Raw genomic sequence first — 15,948 nt, 5'->3', positions numbered from 1 at the left:
TCTTCAAATAGCCAAAAGGCCGCTGGATGCGGCCTTGAGGTTAATGACAAAGTGCCCGTAGCGGTGAAAACAGGCAGATCGTAAAGACGCCGTCAATACATCCATGTAGGCTCGACCCGCGCCATCCTTGGCGCGGACGCTTTACTCTTCTGCCTGCCTTCACTTTGCAAGATCGAGTTGTCGGGGTTTGTCTGTAGACAGCTTATGTAACCTTTCAAATCATTCAGCGGCTTTATGTCGCTGTTGACGCCACTGCCAGCCCCAAAGTAACGCAATTGCCAGTGCGAATATCACGCCGAAACCAACCCCCACCGCTATCACCGGCACGCCAAGTTTCACGACCACTGAGAACAAACCTAACATCAGCAACATCGCGGTGTTTTCACCGAGATTTTGCACCGCAATGGCATTACCGGCACCGACGCTATTCTTGCCGCGCTCCTGCAATAAAGCATTAAGCGGAACCACAAAGAACCCGCCCAAAATCCCGATGATAATCAGCAGCAGATAGGCCATCGGCATACTGTGTTGCAGAGCAAAAATCGCCACTGCCACACCAATTAGTACACCCGCCGGTAAGCAGCGCTTCACGGTTTTCAGTGTGACGAAACGGGCCGCAGCTCCTGCGCCCACAACAATCCCAATTGCCACCATCGCATTGAGCAATGTAGGGGTGGCATTATCCGTGATCCCCAGCGCGATAGGCACCCAGAGCACCAACAGGAAACGCAGAGTAACCCCTGCCCCCCAAAATAGACTGGTTCCCGCCAATGAGAAGCGAGTTTCACCATCGCGCCATAAGACCCGGCAAGCAGTAAAGAAGCTGCCGGTCATTGCCAGAGGTCGCCATGAGCTGCCTGAACGAGCAGCAGCCAGCTTTGGGATAAACATATTAGCGACCACCGCAATGGCATATACCAGTGCGCACACACCCAATGCCGCGCCCAAGTGCCAGTCTGCCAACACGCCCCCCGCGACCGAGCCGAGTAAAATAGCGGCGATGGTTGAAGCTTCCATCATACCGTTGGCTTTAACCAACTGTTCGCCAGAGGTGATTTCACCCAAAATACCATATTTAGCGGGTGAATAGGCCGCAGCCCCCACGCCCACCAGGCTATATCCCAGAAACGGATTAAAACCAAAACAGATAACCAGCGCACCGGCCAGCTTCAAGCCATTCGCCACCATCATCACTCGCCCTTTGGCAAAGCTATCGGCAAATTGCCCGACAAACGGAGCCAGAATGATATAGGTCGCGACGAATGCCATTTGTAAAATAGGCTGACTCCAGTCGGGATATAACTGCTGCTTAATTAATGCCAGCGTAGCAAAAAGCAGTGCGTTATCACCAAAAGCCGAGAAAAACTGCGCACATAGAACCGCTATCATCCCTCTGGATAACAACGGCTTATCTGCTAATGCTTGCTGACTCATGCGCTCATCTCCGGATCTTCCGCCATTTTACTTAATGTCACAAAGTCAGGTTTGCCGCTCCCCAACAGAGGCAAGGCTTTCACCACCCGAATGTCGCGCGGTACAGCCAGTTCAGGCACACCGCTTTCCCGCGCTGCTTTAACTAATTTCTCGCGTGTTATCTCACTGTCGGTGGTAAACAGCACCAAGGCTTCCCCTTTGGCGCTATCTGTTTTCGTGGCTGCCGCATGCTGCCCTTCTGGTGAAATTCGCAGTACAAGCTGCTCGACACTTTCCAGTGATACCATTTCTCCGGCTAATTTAGCAAAGCGCTTCATGCGGCCACGAATGGCGCAGAACCCTTGTTCATCGATAGCCACAATATCACCGGTGTCATACCAACCCGCTTCCTGCTCACCCTGTATATTTTCAGCGGAGGGTTGCTCCAGCACGCCCGGTTTCTCTACTCTCAGGTAACCGCGCATAATATTCGGGCCGCGCAATTGTAAGCGCCCGCCCTGTTCGATTCCCGGCGCAGGGATCACGCGAGATTCCATGCCCGGCAAAATGCGGCCCACAGTATTCACTTTTGCCGCCATCGGCACGTTAATTGCCACGACTGGCGCGCATTCTGTCACGCCATAACCTTCCAAAATACGAATACCAAACTTGTCCTGCCAAATCTGCTTGGTGCTATCAGCCAGCTTTTCAGCGCCAGCTACCACATAACGCAAGTGGGCAAAGTCATATGGATGGGCAAAGCGGGCATAATTCCCCAGGAAAGTGGACGTACCAAATAATACGGTACAGTTACGGTCATACACTAATTCTGGCACCACCCGATAATGCAGCGGGCTTGGATAAAGAAATACCCGGCTGCCGGTCATTAGCGGTGTGAATAAACCGACCGTCAGACCAAAAGCATGAAACAGTGGCAGTGATGACATAAAGCGATCACGCGGCGTAAAGTCTGCAATGGTGCGAATCTGTTCAACGTTTGCCAATAAGCTGGCATGTGAATGCACCACGCCTTTCGGGTTGCCTTCTGAACCGGAGGTAAACAAAATCAAGGCACTATCATCGGCCTGTTGTGGCACCATCGCCCGACGTGGGCAGCATAAATGGAATAAAATCCATAATTTATCAGCCAGCGTAACCGTATCTTTTAAATCTTCCAGATAGACCCAATTGGCCTCTGTGACTTGTTCAGGTAAATGTGTCAGCTTGCCTTTTTCCAGGAACTGGCGCGAGGTGATAATAGTCTTCAGGGACGCAGCAGTGATGGCACTTTTCAGGCCTTTGGCACCGGAGGTGTAGTTAAGTAGCGCCGGGATGCGGCCACGGAGGGTCGCACCGAAAATCGCCGCAGCCGTGATAGTCGCATTGGGTAATAGCATCCCCACATGCTCTCCCTGCGCAGTAAAACGTTGCAGGATACGGCTGACACCTAAGATTTTCTTTAGCAGAGTTTGATAACTATCTTCTTTAAAGGAAATATCTTCGATGCACGGTTTAAAACGCCCATAACGCGTTTGTGCGGATAGCAACGCTTCAAAAAGTGTTTCCCGTGGCACGATAGCCATCCGCGCCGCCATCATAATGGCGTGTAAGCGCTCACCCGCCAGCACCCTGCGGTCACGGGCACGCGGTGCTTGTGGCATAGGTAAAGTGGTCGCGGGCAGTACATGAATACTGATTTTCGGGAACCAACGGACTTTTAACACCTCCCCCAGTCGCCCAAAGCGGGTAAATTCAGGGCCTTCCAGACGGATAGGAACCACCGCTGCACCTGATTTCGCGGCAACAAATGCTGCACCATCATAGATTTTCATTAATGAGCCGGTCACCGTGATGCGCCCTTCGGGGAATATCACCACCGGCCTGCCCTGTTCGACCATTCTAACCAAGTGTTTGATTGCCATTGGTTTGGTCGGGTCAAGCGCGACAAAGTCCACATAGGGTTTCAACCAACGCATATACCAGCTTTCAGTAATGTTGGAATAGACCGCAAATACCGGTTTTATCGGGAGAAACAGCGCTAACAAAGCCCCATCAAGGAAAGAAACGTGATTAGGCGTGATAATCAGTTTTGGATGCGAAAACTGGTCAGTAATACCATCAATGGTGACGCGAAATAACCCACGGAAAAGAGCGCGCAGCAAACGATAAGCCATGTCTGTTTCTCTATAAGTCGATGAATATACACAGGAGAGAATACTATAGTATGAGAGAGAATAGCGCGAAGAGGGTGCCGCAGAGGTAACAAATAAAAAAAAACCTACGCATCTGCGTAGGTCGGTGCAAATAAAAAACTGGCTTTAACACACAGCGTATGTTGATTACTCACCAATTAATACCTCTGGGATCACTACTCTATCCGTTTAAGTGAAACCTCAGCCAGCAAGCAATCGCAACATTTACGTGCAAAGTGTAACCAGGAGTGAACATTGTCAGAAAGACGAAAAGGTTTGTAATTCATTGCGGTACATCCGATGCACCAGTACCGCTGAATAAGTACAACTGTATTAATACAGTGCCACCTCAACCAGACAACTCATCGCATTCGGGCCTTGGGTCAAACGAGAAGTGCCAATATCTAATGTCAGGACATTAGGATTACCGGATTGCTCAACTTGATGTTGTTCGCTACCAAAAGGCTGCTTGCCACCAAAGCCGGGATCAAACCAGGCCCCCGTTGCCATTAGCACCACACCACGTGTCACACCGTCAGTAATGCGTACCCCCGCCAGACAACTGCCGCGTAAATTACTCACCTGAACTTGACTGCCTTCCGTTATTTCACGGTGAGCAGCATCCTGTGGGTGCATATAGAGGGTTTCGCGACCGGCGGTTTTATTCCCCTGCGCCAAGGGAGCAGGATCAAGCTGGCTATGCAGACGATCACTCGGCTGGATAGAAATCAAATGCAGCGGCCATTGCTCAGCCTGCGGCGCACCCAGCCATTCAATAGGTGGCTTCCATTGGGCATGCGGGGCAAAATCCTCATATTGATAACTGGCGATTTTTTCACTGAATAATTCAATTTTACCGCTCGGCGTCTGCAGAGGATTAACCTGCGGATCGGTGCGGAAAGCATCGAAGAAAACGAACTCTTTCTGCGGAGCCGGTAAATCCACATGTCCCCGTTGCCAGAACGTCTCAAAATCAGGCCATTCCACCTCATGGGGCTGTTGTGCGACACCGCACTCCTGATAAATATGTTTGATCCACGCCATTTCATCGCGCCCTTCAGTAAAGGTGTCGCGATAACCTAGCCGCTCAGCTAAGTCAGCGAAAATATCAAAATCGTGCCGAGCCTGATGTTGCGGGGCAATGGCCTGATGCATTGCCAATACATAGCGATCCCGAGACGATCCACCAATATCATTGCGCTCCAGCGAGCTGGTCACCGGCAACACGATATCTGCCATTTTCGCCGCGGGTGTCCACCAGATATCCTGCACAATCACGGTATCCGGCTTTTGCCAGCCCTCCACCAGCCGGTTCAATTGCTGATGATGGTGGAAAGGATTGCCGCCCGCCCAGTGCACCAAATGAATGTCCGGATAGTTATGAGTTTCCCCCTGAAACTGATAAGGCTGCCCCGGTTGCAGCAACATGTCACAAATCCGCGCCACCGGAATCGCCAGCCCCGCTGGATTTTTCCCCACCGGCATACTTGGCCCTGGGGTATCAATTCTGGGATTACCCACACCATTCATTGAGCCGTGACCAAATGAGAAACCGCCGCCGGGTAAGCCCACTTGCCCCAACATGGCCGATAACGCAATGACCATCCAGTAAGGTTGTTCACCGCGATGCGCGCGCTGGATGGAATAGGAGCAAGTCATAAAGCTGCGCACACCAATAAGTTGCTGTGCCAACTGACTAATTCTTGCCGCCGGAATACCGGTAATGTCGCTGGCCCAGTCCGGCGTTTTCGCTACGCCATCATTCACTCCGCGAATGTAATCAGCTAATTGCTCATAGCCCACACAATGAGAAGCCAGGAAAGCCTTATCCTCCCCCTCAAGGCGCTGAATTTCATACGCCAGTGCCAACATCAGTGCCACATCGGTGTTAGGGCGAATGGGGATCCATTCTGCATTCACAAAGTCCGGGCAATCATCGCGCATCGGGCTGATATTAATCACCGGCGTGCCCTTTTGTGCCAATTTCTCCAGCCAGGGTTTTAATGAATGTTCCGCCGAACCGCCAGAGGACACCTGAGCATTTTTCAGCGCCAATCCGCCGAAAGCGATAAACAGTTCGCAGTGCTCCACCACACTGGGCCAGGAGGTCACCCTGCCGGTCAGTGGGCTAAAAGTCCCGATGACATAAGGTAAGAAAAACTGTGCCGAACCCCAACTGTAGTTACCCAACTGATCAACACCACCACCGCCACTGAAATAGAAACGCCTGACTAATGAGCGAGCGTGATGTAAACGCCCAGCAGAAGACCAGCCGTAGGAACCGGTAAATAGCCCTGATGGGCCATACTGATCTCTCACACGGCGATTCTCTTCTGCGACTAAATCCAGCGCGACATCCCAGTCCACCTCAACAAAATCTTCCCGTCCACGTAAAGTGCGATCACTTTTTTCACGTTGCTGTAGCCACGAGCGACGCACGGCGGGTTTGCGAATACGTTTGTCGGAATACACCATCGGGGTAATGGAATCCAATAATGGTGAAGGATTGGGATCATCAGCAAAAGGTTCACAGCGGATCAGTTTGCCATCTTCGACAACTGCGGTATAAGCGCCCCAGTGGGCAAGCTGGGGGTAACGGGTGATGGACATGGCGATCTCAGGCAATTGAATAGATCATAAAAGTAACATTCACATGAATGTAAGCCCAAAGCATAATTTTGACTAAGCATAATCGTTTTGGACTAAGCTACCGCTGGCTATTTTGTTGGCCGATATCTGGTGGAGTGACTCTGTTTGTCACCAATTGCGCGCCATACTCCTAATTTTCTTTTCTGTGGTCTTTTCTCACCAAGTTGCGATCATCCCCCCTTGCAGATAGCTTCGTTTTCCGTAAAACTGAGTGATGTAAGCGATTACCCTGAAAATCTCTGGAAGAAAAATGGCCACTATTAAGGATGTTGCCAAGTTGGCGGGTGTTTCCGTCGCTACGGTATCTCGTGTTATCAATAATTCGCCCAAGGCCAGTGAAACATCAAGAAAGGCGGTATGCAGCGCCATGGAGCAGTTGCAATATCACCCGAATGCCAATGCGCGGGCGCTAGCGCAGCAATCCACAGAAACCGTCGGTATGATTGTTTCTGATGTATCAGATCCCTTCTTTGGTTCTATGGTCAAAGCGGTAGAGCAAGTGGCTTATGCCACCGGTAATTTTCTATTGATTGGAAACGGTTACCATGATGCAGAAAAAGAGCGTCAGGCTATCGAACAATTAATTCGCCATCGCTGTGCCGCACTGGTGGTTCATGCCAAAAAATTATCTGATGAAGAATTGACGTCATTAATGCAGCAAATCCCTGGCATGGTATTGATTAACCGCACCCTCCCCGGTTTTGAAACCCGCTGTGTGGCGTTGGATGATCGTTATGGTGCCTGGCTGGCAACCCGTCATCTGATTCAGCAAGGGCATAAACGAATAGCGATTATTTGCTCCAATCATCAAATTTCTGATGCCACTGATCGTCTGCAAGGTTATCTGGATGCTCTGGAAGAGTTTGGTATTGCGGTTGATGACCGTTTAATTTCCTACGGTACGCCGGATGAAATCGGCGGTGAACAAGCCATGACCGACTTACTTGGTCGTGGCCGAAACTTCACTGCGGTCACTTGTTATAACGACTCGATGGCTGCAGGGGCATTGTCTGTGCTCAGCGATAACAGTATTGAAGTGCCACAAGAGATCTCACTGATCGGTTTTGACGATGTGTTGATCTCCCGTTATCTGCGCCCGCGGCTGACCACCATTCGCTATCCCGTCGTGGCGATGGCAACACAGGCCGCAGAATTAGCACTGGCGCTAGCCAATAACACGCCACTTCCTGAAACCACCAATATGTTCAGCCCAACACTGGTGCGTCGCCATTCGGTCGCCAGCCCGCAAGCATCGGTTGATGATTGAGATGCTGGCTCACTATGATTAAATCAATTCTAACGCAATAAGTTCTGCAATGGTTTGGCGGCGGCGGATTAACCGCGGCTGCCCCTGTTCAAACAAGACTTCTGGCAATAATGGCCGGCTATTGTAGTTTGAAGACATTGAAGCACCATAGGCCCCGGTGTCATGGAATACCAGATAATCGCCAATGTTGGCGGCGGGCAATTTACGAGTCTCTAGCCCGCCCCCCGCTTCCTGAGTAAACACATCCCCCGATTCGCAAAGCGGGCCAGCAACCACAGTATCAATCAGCGGTTGGTTGGCAAGTGAGCGCCCGTCAGCTGGTAATACTGAAATATGGTGGTAACTGCCATACATGGCTGGTCGCATCAAATCATTGAAGCCCGCATCCACCAAGACATAGTGCCGACGCCCCATATTTTTCACCGCCCGAACCTGCGCGATTAACACTCCAGCTTCAGCAACCAGGAAGCGACCGGGTTCAATTTCAAGATTGACGGGATGACCTAAATGCGCGGCAATCCGCTCGCGCGCGCTGTTCCATAAGCCGTAATAATGCTCGGTATCAATCTCATCATCGCCAGATTGATAGGGGATTGATAACCCACCGCCGGCGGAAATAGCACTGATATCCTGCCCTAGCGCAATCACCTGCTGCACCATGGCATCACACACTTGTTCCAAATGCTGATAATCAACACCGGAACCAATATGCATATGTATCCCCACCAGGGTTAATCCATATTGTTGAATTTTCGCAATGGCTTGCGGCAAGTCCTCATGCCAAATACCGTGTTTGCTGTTTTCACCGCCGGTATTGGTTTTCTGACTATGTCCGTGACCGAAACCTGGATTAACCCGCAACCAAACCGGGTGACCGGGCGCATGCTGCCCCAGTTGATCGAGCATATCAATGGAACCCGCATTAACCGGAATGTTTAATTCCGTCACCCGCAGTAAGGTAGCCTGATCCAGCAAATCGGCAGTAAAGACAATCTCAGCAGGTTCTTGCCCCGGTTGAAAACCAGCCTGCAACGCGCGCTCAATTTCCCCCAGAGATACCGAGTCAACTTTCACACCTTGCTCATGCATCAAGCGCAAAATATGAATATTCGAGCAGGCTTTCTGGGCAAATCGAATCACATCAAAATGACGCAATTGATTGATTTTTTGAGTGATAATTTCGCCATCATAAGCCCATACCGGGCAACCAAAACGTTCGGGTAAGGTAATCAGGTTTTGGGCGGTCAGTGCCGAAGAAGTGTCGTTAAGGGCGCGCGGCATAGGTCTTCCTAATAATTGGGTCAATATACGGGGCGAAAATAAGGATTTCGCTGATGGGTTATTATTAACAACATCGTGGGTGTGAAGAAAATATCTATTTACCCTTAGTCTATTCATTTATGATATGGGTTAGATTAAACAGTCACCACCGCAGGAGAGCTGTCATGCCCACTATTTCCCTACGACAAATAGAGATTTTTCATGGTGTTATGACTACCGGTAATCTGACTGAAGCCGCGTTATTACTCCAAACATCACAACCTACCGTCAGCCGCGAATTGGCTCGTTTTGAGCAATTAGTCCAATTAAAATTGTTTGAACGCGTGCGCGGGCGGCTATACCCCACAGTGCAAGGTCTGCGCTTATTTGAAGAGGTTCAGCGCTCCTATTATGGGCTTGATCGTATTAAACAGGCTGCCGAAGGGATACGCCAATTCCAGCATGCGCAGCTTTCTATTGCCTGCCTGCCAGTGTTTTCTCAGTCATTGCTTCCAGCGGTGTGTAAACCTTTTATTGACCGCTATCCGGAAGTTAGTCTGAGCGTTATCCCGCAAGAATCACCTTTATTAGAGGAATGGCTTTCGGCCCAGCGGCACGACCTCGGCTTGACTGAGAATACGCAAACCCCGGCGGGCACGGTGCGCCATGCGCTGATGACCGTAAATGAAGTTTGCGTATTACCCAGTGGCCACCCCTTGCAGGAAAAAGCCGTACTGACTCCGCAAGATTTTCAGGGCGAGAACTTTATCAGCCTGTCAGTCACCGACAGTTACCGACAGTTATTGGATAATCTCTTTACTGAACAAGGCATTAATCGAAGATTAGTTTTGGAAACTCACAGCGCAGCTTCAGTTTGTGCCATGGTGCGAGAAGGGGTGGGGGTTTCTATTGTTAATCCATTAACCGCTCTGGATTATATTGGTGCTGGAGTCAATGAAGGTGTTTGCATTCGGCCATTTAGTGTTGATATTCCTTTTACTATCAGCTTGATACAACCGATACATCGCCCATCATCCAGCCTGGTCGATACCTTTATCGAGCATTTAAAACAGCAGGCAATCACCTTCCAACAACGTCTGGCGACGGTGATTGCCCAACAGTGTTCATCTCTTAATTAAACCGCGCTGATCTTACCGGCGCGCGCGCGGGAAAACGTAAACAGGCATAGCAGCAAACCAACAACCGCCAGTGCTGCGGCGGCCAGCGGGACGACGGTCAATCCCAATCCTTTGGCAATCACCACACCTCCGACCCACGCGCCTAAGGCATTGCCAACGTTAAAGGCCGCAATATTCAGTGTTGAGACCAGATTAGGGGCTTTTTTACCGTAAGCGACCACATTAATTTGCAAGGCAGGCACGGCTGAAAATGCCGCAGCAGACCACAAGAAGAGTGTCACTTCCGCGGCCAGTAATGAGTAACTTGTCCAACTAAATAGAGCGGAAAATATCGCGATGAGTAAGAAAGTCATCGTCAGACTCACGGATAAACGCCAGTCCGCCAACCGCCCACCCACAATATTGCCCAATGTCAGGCCCACGCCCATCAACAACAAGGTCCAACTGATGCCATGCTCAGAAACCTGAGTCACTTCAGTCAGAATTGGGGCGATATAAGTAAACAGGGCAAACATCGCCGCGGCAAAAAAGACCGTCATCAGCAAAGATAACCAGATCCCCCCTCCGCGCAGCGCAGCAATCTCCTTACGTAACTCGGTTGGGGCTTCCTCCTGAGAAGAAGGCAACTTGCGGTAAAGTGCTGCCAGTGAGAATAAACCGATGACCGACACCACCCAGAAGGTCGAGCGCCAGCCGAAAGCTTGCCCCAACGCCGTTCCCAAGGGAACCCCCAGCACATTGGCGAGTGTCAGGCCGGTGAACATTAGAGCCACTGCGGATGCCCGCCTGTTAGGGGCCACCAAATTAGAAGCAACCACGGCACCAATACCAAAAAAGGCCCCATGGCTCAGTGCGGTAATAACCCTGGATAACATCAGGAAATCATAACTGTATGCCAATGCACACATCAGGTTACCAATGATAAAAATCACCATTAATAACAACAATGTCTTTTTGCGCGGCAATTTAGCGGTCAGGACAGCCATGATAGGCGCGCCGATAGCCACTCCCAATGCATAACCACTGATTAACCAACCTGCCGTTGGAATCGAAATGTGCAGATCACCCGCCACCTGAGGCAGCAGCCCCATAATGACAAATTCAGTGGTTCCAATAGCAAAAGCACTTAGTGCTAATGCCAGTAGCGCAACAGGCATAATAAAGCTCCCAGGCAGATCAAAATGTTGCCGGTAAATGATTAATTAACCGGTATGTTGTAGTGAATAGAAAAGGTAGATGAGGGCCGAATTGCCGGATAAAGCCGCAATAACCCTATTATTTATAATTATTTAATTTGTATACCCAATCGAATGCCAGGTGACGGGTACAGATAGAAATAGCATGAGTTAAGGAATAATAACCAGTAATGAACAGAGTTATAAATAGCATGATAAGTAATATATCTCTCTATTCATTGATAACTAAATGAAATTTAAAATAATTTAAGCTCTGTGCCAATAATAAAAATATGTTTGAGAATGTAACCGCTCAGCTAACACCGCTGCGGTTTCAAGCCGGCAGGCCCACAAACTAATTGGAGGCGCAGCAAGGCAGCAAATAAACGAATCCCGATGAGCTGACTCAAGTCAGTGATTCGGGTGAGTGAATGCAGCTAACACCGCTGCGGTTTCAAGTCGGCAGTGGGTGGGTAGTAAACCACTCCACCAGAAAGTCCAACATCGACCTTAATGTGGCTGGCATTTGCCGACGTGAAGTATAGATACCGTAAATTCCCATCTCTTGAGGCTGATAATCGGGTAATAGCTTGATTAACTCACCACTGGCAATATACGGCGCGGCAGAGTAACCAGGCTGCAAGGTGATTCCCGCCCCTTCTAATGCTCCGCTGAGTAACACCACTGACTCATTGGCACTGAGATTTCCGCCTACCGCAACTGATGATTTGACGCCTTGTTGGTCAAAATGCCATAAACTTTTGCCAAAATAAGAGTATGTCAGGCAGTTGTGGACGGCCAAATCAGCTGGGGTTTTCGGCGTTCCTTTGGCGGAAAGGTAACCCGGAGAAGCACAAACAACGGAATGGCAGATAGATAGCGGACGAGCGATTAAGTTTGGATCTAAATCATTGGTAATACGCAGCGCTAAATCAATACGCTCTTCCACCAGATTGACAGCTCGGTTATTCATCTGCAAATCCACTGCCACTTGTGGATGACGGCGTAAATACTCACTAACAGCAATAACTAATGCACTTTGTCCAAGGGATTGAGAGCAACTGATCCGCAATAAACCGCGCAGTTCTTCATTTTCTTGCCCCTCGACTAAATCCATGTCCTTAGCAAATTCAAGCATATGCCGACAACGCGCCAGGGTCGCTTCCCCCGCATGAGTTAAACTTAACTTACGGGTTGTCCGGTGTAACAAACGAGCGCCTGCCCACTGCTCCATCTCAGCCAAATAGCGTGTCACCATAGCCCGCGACATCTCCAAAGCCTCTGCAGCGGCAATCATACTGCCCCGCTCAACAATGGTGACGAATACCTCTGCTGCGGTAATTCTATCCATAATTAGCTCGATTTAAGCAACAAATAATTGTCCATTATCGAGTTTTTCTATCGATATAAGCAATCTATTATCTAGCCCATCCCCCAGTGACTCTCAGGAATACAAACATGTTAAATAAAACACTATTACAAATGGCCTTTGCGGGCCTGACAACTTTCGCTGCTGTCTCAACAGCTCATGCCGCTGAACAGCTAAAAATGGAAGTCTATAATCCCGGAGAAAAAAGTATCTTCCCGGTATCATCTGAAATTATTAGCGGTAAAACAGAAGTGGCTCTGATTGATGCGCAATTTCAGCGCAATGATGCTGAAGCGCTAGTGAAGAAAATTAAGCAAAGTGGCAAAAAGCTGACCACTATTTATATCAGCCAGGCAGATCCTGATTTCTATTTCGGCCTTGATGTCATTGCCCAAGCATTCCCACAAGCTAAAGTGATCGCCACACCGCAGACTATTGAAGAAATTAAGGCCACTAAAGAGGGGAAAATGGCTTATTGGGGCCCTATTCTCAAAGAGAATGCTCCAACACAAGTCATTGTTCCACAAGAATTGCAAGGCAAAAGCTTTACTGTTGATGGGCAGGAAATTAACGTCGAAGGCTTAGATGGACCATCACCAGAAAAGACATTTGTCTGGATCCCGTCATTAAAAGCAGTAGTCGGCGGTGTTGCGGTCTCAGGCAATATTCATTTATGGGTCGCCGATACTCAAACTCCTGAGTCTCGCCAGAATTGGCTGACGACACTGGGAAAAATCAAAGCATTAAAACCCATTATAGTGGTTCCGGGACATTATCTTGATAACGCACCACAAACATTGGAATCAGTGACATTTACTCAAAACTATTTAACCACGTTAAATACAGAAATTCCCAAAGCAAAAGACTCAGTTGAACTGATAACAGCAATGAAAAAACATTACCCCGAACTGAAAGATGAATCCAGTTTGGAATTAAGTGCCAAGGTACTTAAAAACGAAATGAAATGGCCGCAGTAAACGGCTAATGCTATTCGTCACTTACTAGCCAGAAAAGACAATAGAGTAAGATACGATGACCGCCACGAAGTTACATTACATTTTCGATCCATTTATGTGGCTGGTGTTATGGCGCCGCACCACGGGTACAAGCTGCGCAAGATATTCCGAAGCTCACTCTGGTATTACACGGCGACGGAATGAGTATTATGGAACCCCGTCTGGCTGGCGCAAATTATTAACAACTGTCATGGCACATTAAAAACTAACTGCGACCTCCTCATGAACATGTTGAGGGGGGCGTACAGTGGCAGGTAAACAAAAACGTGCCACCGACTGGTTAAGCTGAAATATTTGTTTCTGCAACACTTCTGAGGCTTGAGTGGATTGCTCGACTAAATCAGCATTCAGTCGGGTGACGTCATTAATCATTCCTACCCGAGCAGTGATATCTTCAATACCCTTACTTTGTTCTTGTGATGCAGTCGATATTTCAGCCATCAAATTAGTCACTTTTATGACCGCTCCAATAATTGCGCGTAAGTTGTCACCAGAACGCCCCACCATATCAGCACCTGCCGATATGGATTTTGAAGAGTTACCAATAAGGCGTTTAATATTTAGAGCAGAATGACCACTTTGATGCGCTAATATTCCCACTTCACGTGCAACAACAGAGAATCCCCGCCCGTGCTGACCAGCATGAGCAGCTTCAATTGCCGCATTTAAGGCCAAAATATTGGTCTGAAAAGCTACCGATTCAATCAAAGTGATAATCTCGGCTATCTCCTGCGATCCCGCAGAAATATCAGCCATCGAATTCACCACGCCAGACATCATATCTCCCCCTTGACTGGCAATAAATTTGGCTTCAATCGCCAATTGATTCGCCTGATCAGCACTCTTAGAATTCTGTTTTACACGTTCAGTAAGTTGATACATATTTTGTGTCGTGGCAGCCAGTGACTCTGTTTGTGATTGTGTTTGCTCAGAAATACGATGGCTGCCTGCGGCGATTTGATTTACGCCAGTCAGAATAACATCGACACCACCACGTACCTGGCTAACCAATGCAACTAAGCCTTGTTGCATCTGGTATATACTGACCGCCAACAGCCGAACTTCCCGGCTGGTAAAAGTGTTATGCTCAATCTGATGGGATAAATCCCCCGCAGCAATCACATGAATTTGGGCAATCAGATAATTAAGCGGCCGAATGACCCAGCGAGTCACACCTAACCAAACAGAGAATGCAAGGCACAATAAGATAATCAAAGCAATGATAACGGCCTGCTTTGCAGAGGACAAAGAAGCGAGCAATTGGTTATCCATTTCCGTGCGGTTATTTTCGCTTTCCTGCAGATAACGGTAATACTTTTCAGTAAAATCACTTTGAAAACCCTGAATAGGGACTTCAAAAAAGACATCAATATTGTTGTTTTTGACCAATCCCTGACTAATTTCTGATAGACCTTGATATAACTGTAGATAACTCTCCTTCACAGCAATGAACTCAGGCCGATCATCGTGCGCAGAAACCAATAACAACTGACTGAAATCCTCTTGTGACTGCCGCATAGATTGTGTTGCTTCACTCAAGAGACTTTGCCAACTACCTTCAGAACCGGTCTCTTTATCCTCCATATAATAGATTCCTGCTCGATTGAGTTTATCGCTAGCGATTAATAACTCCATTCTTGCACGATCCATTAATACTTCTTGCTGATGGCTATGGCGTGTTTTTTCAACATTAGCTTTTGTGTTATCTAATATATGAGATAAAAATCCGATGGAAAATAATTGGAGTAAAGAGAATAGACTAATAACCAAAACAAGACCCGCCAGGATACCAAATCTTCCATTCGTAAGTGAGCTTATAGATTTAACACCAGGAACGAGTTTCATAACAAAAAGCCAACGTGAGAGAGCATTATTTTTTACACTTAGCTATGATAGATACGGCAATATTACCTCCCCAAGATGACAAACATATTTCAATCAATAAAAAGACATAGTTATGTGTCAGTACGAGTCAATAAACGTAAGCTATTAACAGGGTGTCCCTGTGATTGTTCCATTAAAATAGTATTTTCATTCAACTGATAAAAAACAGGATGACTTACGCCATAAGGTGTATTTAGGAAATCATTCAAATAGCAATCGTTGCCATCAACAATAGAAAGAGATAACACCTTACCAATAAATATATTTTGCTTAACATCTTGCACATTAAACATTATATCTCGCCTGGCCTTCAGATAATCCCTCCCGTCATATACGTCTGCTGACACATCTATTTTTCTGTCTAAAACACTAACTCTTGAGCAAATATGATAGCCTTCCTTAAAATCATTAAGATCATAATTGACTTCCCAGTATCCTTCCAAGCCGTTCATGGGGTGATAAAATGAATAGATTCGACCCAATACATACCCTATCCCTACACTAAGAAAAACACTTATATACATTATTTGTATTATTTTTTTTCGCATTTCAGTCCTCTATCCTGATATTGACAAACAATATGC

Annotated in this window: 11 protein-coding genes; 3 read left to right on the top strand and 8 right to left on the bottom strand. The window is 48.0% G+C overall.

The features are described 5' to 3' along the window. Positions 1-219: 219 nt before the first annotated feature. The 3 genes from lplT to HU019_RS07230 all read right to left on the bottom strand — a co-directional run bounded on the left by lplT (position 220) and on the right by HU019_RS07230 (position 6,215). Positions 220-1,434, bottom strand: coding sequence for a lysophospholipid transporter LplT (lplT, locus tag HU019_RS07240; RefSeq protein ID WP_174848568.1), 1,215 nt, complete (start codon positions 1,432-1,434; stop codon positions 220-222). Further along, positions 1,431-3,587 (bottom strand): bifunctional acyl-ACP--phospholipid O-acyltransferase/long-chain-fatty-acid--ACP ligase, encoded by a 2,157-nt coding sequence (gene aas, locus HU019_RS07235; protein ID WP_174848567.1) that lies wholly within the window; start codon positions 3,585-3,587, stop codon positions 1,431-1,433. Before aas ends, lplT begins: the two co-directional genes overlap by 4 nt. 351 nt (positions 3,588-3,938) lie before the next feature. Continuing rightward, positions 3,939-6,215 carry a molybdopterin guanine dinucleotide-containing S/N-oxide reductase gene (locus HU019_RS07230; RefSeq protein WP_174848566.1) on the bottom strand — a complete coding sequence of 759 codons (2,277 nt, stop codon included), beginning with the start codon at positions 6,213-6,215 and terminating at the stop codon, positions 3,939-3,941. A gap of 289 nt (positions 6,216-6,504) precedes the next feature. Here HU019_RS07230 and galR point away from each other — a divergent pair, with 289 nt between their 5' ends. Further along, entirely contained in the window at positions 6,505-7,521 is a 1,017-nt protein-coding gene (galR, locus tag HU019_RS07225; RefSeq protein WP_174848565.1) for an HTH-type transcriptional regulator GalR, read from the top strand. 18 nt (positions 7,522-7,539) lie between these two features. Here galR and lysA read toward each other — a convergent pair whose 3' ends face one another. Beyond that, entirely contained in the window at positions 7,540-8,802 is a 1,263-nt protein-coding gene (lysA, locus tag HU019_RS07220) for a diaminopimelate decarboxylase (RefSeq protein ID WP_174848564.1), read from the bottom strand. A 164-nt stretch (positions 8,803-8,966) separates the two neighbouring features. Here lysA and HU019_RS07215 point away from each other — a divergent pair, with 164 nt between their 5' ends. Beyond that, entirely contained in the window at positions 8,967-9,920 is a 954-nt protein-coding gene (locus HU019_RS07215; RefSeq protein WP_174848563.1) for a LysR family transcriptional regulator, read from the top strand. Here HU019_RS07215 and HU019_RS07210 read toward each other — a convergent pair. Continuing rightward, positions 9,917-11,077, bottom strand: coding sequence for an MFS transporter (locus tag HU019_RS07210; protein ID WP_174848562.1), 1,161 nt, complete (start codon positions 11,075-11,077; stop codon positions 9,917-9,919). The two genes, HU019_RS07215 and HU019_RS07210, sit on opposite strands and share 4 nt — an antisense overlap. A gap of 472 nt (positions 11,078-11,549) precedes the next feature. Next, entirely contained in the window at positions 11,550-12,446 is an 897-nt protein-coding gene (locus HU019_RS07205; RefSeq protein ID WP_174848561.1) for a LysR family transcriptional regulator, read from the bottom strand. Between the two features lie 107 nt (positions 12,447-12,553). On the opposite strand from HU019_RS07205, the gene HU019_RS07200 reads away from it, so the two are divergent. Further along, positions 12,554-13,441, top strand: a complete 888-nt coding sequence (locus HU019_RS07200) for an MBL fold metallo-hydrolase (RefSeq protein ID WP_174848560.1) — start codon at positions 12,554-12,556, stop codon at positions 13,439-13,441. 237 nt (positions 13,442-13,678) lie between these two features. Here HU019_RS07200 and HU019_RS07190 read toward each other — a convergent pair whose 3' ends face one another. Further along, entirely contained in the window at positions 13,679-15,325 is a 1,647-nt protein-coding gene (locus HU019_RS07190; protein WP_174848559.1) for a methyl-accepting chemotaxis protein, read from the bottom strand. A gap of 110 nt (positions 15,326-15,435) precedes the next feature. Further along, complete coding sequence (locus HU019_RS07185) at positions 15,436-15,912, bottom strand: hypothetical protein (protein ID WP_174848558.1); 477 nt, start codon at positions 15,910-15,912, stop codon at positions 15,436-15,438. Between the last annotated feature and the right edge of the window lie 36 nt (positions 15,913-15,948).

The organism is Yersinia artesiana, assembly GCF_902726545.1.
Lineage (GTDB): Bacteria > Pseudomonadota > Gammaproteobacteria > Enterobacterales > Enterobacteriaceae > Yersinia > Yersinia artesiana.
The sequence above is the reverse complement of the archived record's forward strand: the minus strand, read 5'-3'. Positions and strand labels throughout refer to the sequence as shown.

Coding starts and splice junctions, on each gene's coding strand:
- HU019_RS07215 (WP_174848563.1), top strand. CDS start 8,967: ATGCCCACTATTTCCCTACGACAAATAGAGATTTTTCATGGTGTTATG.
- HU019_RS07230 (WP_174848566.1), bottom strand. CDS start 6,215: ATGTCCATCACCCGTTACCCCCAGCTTGCCCACTGGGGCGCTTATACC.
- HU019_RS07210 (WP_174848562.1), bottom strand. CDS start 11,077: ATGCCTGTTGCGCTACTGGCATTAGCACTAAGTGCTTTTGCTATTGGA.
- lplT (WP_174848568.1), bottom strand. CDS start 1,434: ATGAGTCAGCAAGCATTAGCAGATAAGCCGTTGTTATCCAGAGGGATG.
- HU019_RS07190 (WP_174848559.1), bottom strand. CDS start 15,325: ATGAAACTCGTTCCTGGTGTTAAATCTATAAGCTCACTTACGAATGGA.
- HU019_RS07200 (WP_174848560.1), top strand. CDS start 12,554: ATGTTAAATAAAACACTATTACAAATGGCCTTTGCGGGCCTGACAACT.
- lysA (WP_174848564.1), bottom strand. CDS start 8,802: ATGCCGCGCGCCCTTAACGACACTTCTTCGGCACTGACCGCCCAAAAC.
- HU019_RS07185 (WP_174848558.1), bottom strand. CDS start 15,912: ATGCGAAAAAAAATAATACAAATAATGTATATAAGTGTTTTTCTTAGT.
- aas (WP_174848567.1), bottom strand. CDS start 3,587: ATGGCTTATCGTTTGCTGCGCGCTCTTTTCCGTGGGTTATTTCGCGTC.
- galR (WP_174848565.1), top strand. CDS start 6,505: ATGGCCACTATTAAGGATGTTGCCAAGTTGGCGGGTGTTTCCGTCGCT.
- HU019_RS07205 (WP_174848561.1), bottom strand. CDS start 12,446: ATGGATAGAATTACCGCAGCAGAGGTATTCGTCACCATTGTTGAGCGG.